This window comes from Streptomyces sp. NPDC001728 (assembly GCF_040297565.1).
Lineage (GTDB): Bacteria > Actinomycetota > Actinomycetes > Streptomycetales > Streptomycetaceae > Streptomyces.
Map to the genome: position 1 here is coordinate 1 of NZ_JBEOZK010000044.1, position 6,377 is coordinate 6,377.

Below are 6,377 nucleotides of genomic sequence, written 5' to 3' on the forward strand. Positions count from 1 at the left end.
ATGAGGTGGCGTGCGCCGTGGTGGGTGACGAGGTGGCGGGCGAGGAGGCTGCCGAGTGCGCCGGTGCCTCCGGTGATCAACACCGTCCCCTCCGGGTCCGGCGGAGCCGGCAGCGTCAGGACCGCCTTGCCGGTGTGCCGGGCCTGACTCAGATGACGCAGCGCCTCCGGCGCGTGGCTCACGTCCCACGCGGTCACCGGCAGCCGCCGCAGCTCCCCGGACTCGAACAGCCGCACCAGCTCGACCAGCATCTCCTGGACCCGCTCGGGCTCCACCCGCATCAGGTCGTACGCGGTGTACGACACGCCCGCGTACCGCTCCCGCACCTCGGCCTCGTCACGGATGTCGGTCTTGCCCATCTCCAGGAACCTGCCGCCCGGCGCGAGCAGCCGCAGCGAGGCGTCCACGAACTCCTGGGCCAGCGAGTTCAGCACCACGTCGAAGCCCCGGCCGCCGGTGGCCGCCCGGTACTGCTCCTCGAAGTCGAGCGTCCGGGTCGAGGCGATCCGGTCCTCGGGCACACCCAGTGAACGCAGCACGTCCCACTTGGGCCTGCTCGCCGTGCCGTAGACCTCCAGGCCCCAGTGGTGCGCGAGCTGCAGCGCGGCCATGCCCACACCGCCGGTCGCCGCGTGCACGAGCAGCGACTCGCCCCGGCGGGCCTTCGCCAGGTCCTCGAGCCCGTAGTACGCGGTGAGGAACACGACCGGGATCACCGCGGCGTCCGTGAACGTCCAGCCCTGCGGCATCCGGGTGACCCAGCGGTGGTCGGTGACCGCGACCGGCCCGATCGCGCCCAGCGGGAACAGCCCCATCACCCGGTCGCCGACCCCCACCGAGGTCACGCCGGGCCCCGTCTCCAGGACGACACCGGCCGCCTCGCCGCCGATCCGCGCCTCGTCGCCCGGGTACATCCCGAGACCCACGAGGACGTCACGGAAGTTCAGCCCCGCGGCCCGCACCTGGACCCGCACCTCGCCGTGCCCCAGCGGCGCGCCCGCCTCAGGAGCGGGCAGCAGTGCCAGATTGCCCAGGGTGCCGGAGCTGTGCACGTCGAGCCGCCAGAACGGGGTGTCCTTCGGCGGCACCAGAACCTCCGGCGCCCGGTCGGCCCGCACCAGACGGGGCGCGTAGACACCGCCGTCGCGCACCGCGAGCTGGTGCTCGTCCCCGGCGAGCAGCGCCGACACGGCGGAGCCCAGCCCCTTCGTACGCTCCCCGACGACCTCGTCGAGATCCAACAGGCCGAATCGGTCCGGGTGTTCGGTACGGGCGGAGCGCAGCAGGCCCCACACGGCGGAGGCGGCCAGATCCCGTATCTCGGGCCCGGACCTTGCGGCCACGGCGCCCCGGGTCACGGCCACGAACCGCGGCTCCGCCCCCGCACCGGCCGGCCACTCCCACTCCAGCCAGTCCTGCGTCAGCGCGAGCGCCCGGGTGCTCAACGCGTCCACCCGCGACGGAAGTCCGTCGTCCGTGGCCGGGGTCTCGTCGAGGAAGGTGGCGAGCACGACACCGGGCGCCCCGGCGCCCGCCGCGACGGCCGCGTGCAGCGCGGCGGCATCGGAGTGGGCGGGCACGCCGAGTGCCTCCGCGAGGCCCAGCGGGTCCGGGCCGAGAACGGCGACCGCCTCCGACGCGGCGGCCGGCGTCCCGGCCGTGGGCAGCGGCTTCCAGTCGACCAGGAGCAGCGGCGTCCGCCCGGCACCGGACCCGTCCGCGCCGGCCGAGAGATCGGCCAGGGCGCCGGCCCGCGCGGTCACGGCCGCCACCGTGGCGACCGGAGCGCCGGCCGGGTCGGTCAGCCGCAGCCGTACGGTGTCCTCGCCGGTCCGGGTCAGCCGCAGCCGCACCCGGGTCGCCTCCACGGCGTGCAGCGTCACGCCCTGCCAGCTGAACGGCAGCAGCACGCTCCCGGCGTCCTCGCCCATGACCTCGCGCGCCCACGGGTGGAGTGCGGCGTCGAGGAGGGCGGGGTGAAGGGTGTGCCCGGTGGCGTCGACGCCCTCGGGGAGCTCGATCTCGGCGTACAGCTCGTCGCCGTCGCGCCAGAGCGCGGAGAGGCCCTGGAAGGCGGGGCCGTACGCGTAACCGCGGGCGTGCAGCTCCTCGTACGCGCCCGTGAGGTCGACGCGCTCGCCCGGCGGCGGCCACGGCAGCTCCTCGGGCGCGTCGACCGCGTCCGACAGGGTGCCGGAGGCGTGCCGGGTCCAGGACTCGGCGTCGTCCGTGCGCGAGTGCACGGCGATCGTCCGGCTGCCGTCGCCGGCCGCCGGGCCGACCGTGACATGCAGGGTCACCGGCGTGTCCGCCCGCAGTACCAGAGGGGATTCGAGGGTGAGTTCGTCCAGCGCGGGTGTGTCGGTGTGGCCGGCGGCGTGCAGCGCGAGATCGGCGAGGGCCGTGCCGGGAAGCAGCGTGGCACCGGCGATGGTGTGGTCCGCGAGCCAGGCGTGGGTACGCGTCGAGATCCGGCCGGTGAACACCAGCTGGTCGCTGTCCGGCAGCGTCACCAGGGCGCCGAGCAGCGGATGCCCGGAGGTCACGAGACCCGCGGACGCGACGTCCGTCGCCACCGTGCCGGGCGACAGCCAGAAGCGCTCACGCTGGAAGGGGTAGGTGGGCAGGCCCTCCACGGTCGGTGCCGGGGTCTGGGGCCGCCAGGAGGTGGGGGTGTGGCCCGCGGTGTGGAGGCGGGCGAGCGCGGTGGCGAGGGTGGTGGGTTCGGGTGCGTTCTTGCGCAGCGTCGGTGCGAGGACGGCCGGCTCGGTCAGCGTGTCCTGGGCGAGGGCGGTGAGGATGGCGTCCGGCCCGAGCTCCAGGAAACGGCTGGTGCCGTGGGCTTCGAGGTGCTGGATGCCGGGGTGGAAGCGGACGGCCCGGCGGATGTGGTTCGCCCAGTACGCCGGAGTGACCAGGTCGTCGCCGGTGGCGGGCAGGCCGGTCACGTTGGAGATGACGGGGATCTTCGGGGCGTGGAAGGTCAGGCCTTCGATCGCCGCGCGGAAGTCGGGAAGGACCTCGTCCATGTGCGCGGAGTGGAAGGCATGGCTGACCGTCAGGCGCGAGGTCTTCCGGCCGAGCGCCGCGAAATGCTGAGCCACCGCCTCGGCCGCGTCCCTGGCCCCGGAGATCACCGTGGCCTCCGGTCCGTTCACCGCCGCGATGTCCAGATCGCCCCCGACCCCGGCGAGGGCCTCCCGCACCTCCGCCTCCGAGGCGCGCACGGCGAGCATCGCGCCGTCACCACGGGCGGCCTGCATCAGCCGGCCGCGAACCGCGACCAGCGTGACGGCGTCCGGCAGATCCAGGACGCCGGCGGCGTGCGCGGCGGCGATCTCGCCGACCGAGTGGCCGATCAGCGCGTCCGGGACCAGCCCGTGGTGCTCCAAGGTCCGGTAGAGCGCGGTCTGCAGGGTGAAGAGCGCGGCCTGCGCGTACTGCGTCCGGTTGAGCGTCGCCGCGTCCTGACCCCATGTCACCTCGTGCAGCGGCCGGTCCAGTATCGCGTCGAAACGGTCGCAGACCTCGTGGAAGGCGGCGGCGAACACCGGGTGGGAGTCGTACAGCTCGCGGCCCATGCCGAGTCGCTGGCTGCCCTGGCCGGTGAAGAGGAACGCGGTCTTTCCGGTGAGGGCGCTTCCGGTGGTCAGACCGGGCGCCTCACCGCCCTCGGCGAGGGCGTCCAGGGCGGCGAGCAGCCCCGCGCGGTCGCCCGTCGCGTCGACGGCGGCGCGGTGCTCGAAGCGGGTACGCGCCGCGAGCGCGCCCGCGACCTCCTGCGACGGGGTGTCCGGGTGCTCGGTCGCGTAGGTGTGCAGACGGCGCGCCTGCTCCCGCAGGGCCCGATCCGACTTCGCCGACAACAGCCAGGGCACGGGAGGGAGTTCGACGGATCCTTCCGCCGCCTGCCGGGCACCGGCCGGATCGTCGTTCCCTCCGCCGCCGATGGCCTCGGGGGCCTCGGGGGCCTCCACCCCCGCCGCCTCCTGGCGGGCCGGCCCGCCACCGGGCTGCTCCGCGTGCTGCTCGGCGGTCCGCTCCGTCGCCTGCTCGATCACGACGTGCGCGTTGGTGCCGCTGATGCCGAAGGACGACACGGCGGCCCGCAGCGGGGTCTCGTCGGCGGCCGTCCAGGGCTGCTCCTCGGTGAGCAGCCTCACGGTGCCCGCCGACCAGTCGACATGGTCCGTCGGCCGGTCGACGTGCAGGGTGCGCGGCAGCCTGCCGTTGCGCATCGCCATCACCATCTTGATGACGCCGCCGACGCCCGCGGCGGCCTGCGTGTGGCCGATGTTCGACTTCAGCGAACCGAGCCACAGCGGGCGCTCGGCGTCACGCTCCCGCCCGTACGTGTTGATCAGGGCCCGCGCCTCGATCGGGTCGCCCAGGGTCGTGCCGGTGCCGTGCGCCTCGACCGCGTCCACCTGGTCGGACGCCAGCTGGGCGTCGGTGAGCGCCTGGCGGATCACCCGCTCCTGGGACGGACCGTTCGGCGCCGTCAGCCGGCCGCTCGCACCGTCCTGGTTGGTCGCGGTGCCGCGTACGACGGCGAGGACCGGATGGCCGTTGCGGACGGCGTCGGAGAGCCGTTCGACGAGCAGCAGGCCGACGCCCTCGCTCCAGCCGGTGCCGTCGGCCGTCGCGGAGAACGCCTTGCAGCGGCCGTCGGGGGAGAGGCCGCGCTGACGGCTGAACTCCACGAAGGTGTTGGGCGTGGCCATCACCGTCGCGCCGCCGGCGAGGGCGAGTGAGCACTCGCCCTGCCGCAGCGACCGAACCGCGAGGTGCAGGGCCACCAGGGACGAGGAGCAGGCGGTGTCCACGGACACCGCGGGACCTTCGAGACCGTAGACGTAGGAGAGACGGCCCGAGGCCACACTGCCCAGGCTGCCGCTGGCGAGATAGCCCTCGTACCCCTCGGGCGCCGGCCGCAGCCGCGAGGCGTAGTCGTTGTACATCACCCCGGCGAAGACGCCGGTGTCGCTGCCGCGCAGGGTCGTCGGGTCGATGCCGGCCCGCTCGAACGTCTCCCAGGCCGTCTCCAGGAGCAGCCGCTGCTGCGGGTCGGTGGCCATCGCCTCGCGCGGGCTCAGCCCGAAGAAGGCCGCGTCCGCCTGCGCCGCCTCGTGGACGAACCCGCCTCGGGCCGTCGAGGACTTGCCGACGGCCTCCGGGTCGGGGTCGTACAGGTCCTCGTCCCAGTCCCGGTCCTGGGGGAAGGGGCCGATGGCGTCGGTGCCCTCGCTGACCAGTTTCCACAGGTCCTCGGGCGAGGACACCCCGCCCGGGTAGCGGCAGGCCATGCCGACGATCGCGATCGGCTCGTGCCGGGCCTGCTCGATCTCCGAGATCCGGCGCCGCGCCAGCCTCAGGTCGGTGGTCGCCCGCTTGAGGTAGTCGCGGAGCCTGTCTTCGTTGTTCGCCACGTTCGCCACGGGAGCTCAACCTTCACTGCTGTCGAAAAGAGGATGGACGGGGCGGCACCGGCCGCCGGGGCGGAGATCAGGACAGGCCGAGCTCCTTGTCGAGGGCGTCGAACAGCTCGTCGTCCGTCGCGGAGCCGAGGTCGTCGGCCGCCGGCTCCCCGAGGGAGGCGGCCACGCCGTGCCAGCCCTGCAGCACGGACTGCAGCCGCTGGGTGATCTCGGCCGTCTCCGCCGCGTCCAGGGCGGCGGCGCCGGCCGAGTGCTGCCGCAGCAGCTCCTCCAGCCGCTCGATCGCCTCCAGGGGATCGGCCGGGCCCGCGGGCCCGGCCGGAGCGGCCGTCACGGCCAGCCCGTCGAGCAGGTGCCGGGCGAGCGCCGCCGGCGTGGGGTGGTCGAAGACCACCGTCGTCGGCAGCCGCAGCCCCGTCACGGCGTTGAGCCGGTTGCGGAACTCCACCGCCGTCAGCGAGTCGAAGCCGAGGTCCAGAAGCCCGCGCTCGGCGTCGATCCGGTCCGGCGAGCCGTGCCCGAGGACCGCCGCCACCTGCTGCCGCACCAGACCGAGCACCAGCTCCTCGCGCCCCTCCGCCGGTGTCGCCGCGAGCCTGTCCGCGAGCGGCACCGCACCGCCGGCGGTCCGGGCGCCGGGGCCCGCCGCCGCACTGCGCCGCGCCGGTCCGCCGCGCACCAGGCCGAGCAGCGGCTCCGGTCCCGTACCGGCGGTCGCGAGGGTCCGCAGGGCGTTCAGGTCGAGCCGCGCCGGGTAGAGCAGCGGCTCCGTCGAGCCGAGCGCCGTGTCCAGCATCCGCAGCGCCTCCTCCGACGACATCGGCACGATCCCTGAGCGGCGCAACCGTGTGAGGTCGGTGTCGGTGAGGTTTTGGGTGAGTGTGCTGTGTTGGTTCCAGAGGCCCCAGGCGAGGCTGGTGGCGGGTTGTCCTTGGGTGT

At 74.5% G+C, this 6,377-nt stretch carries 2 protein-coding genes; both read right to left on the bottom strand.

Features of this window, described 5'->3' with window-relative positions:
• The coding region (locus tag ABT154_RS33785) for a beta-ketoacyl synthase N-terminal-like domain-containing protein (RefSeq protein ID WP_351862200.1) at positions 1-5,429 on the bottom strand (5,429 nt) is incomplete at its 3' end.
• A gap of 76 nt (positions 5,430-5,505) precedes the next feature.
• Positions 5,506-6,377 (bottom strand): phosphopantetheine-binding protein (locus ABT154_RS33790; protein WP_351862202.1); only part of this gene is annotated, 872 nt, incomplete at its 5' end.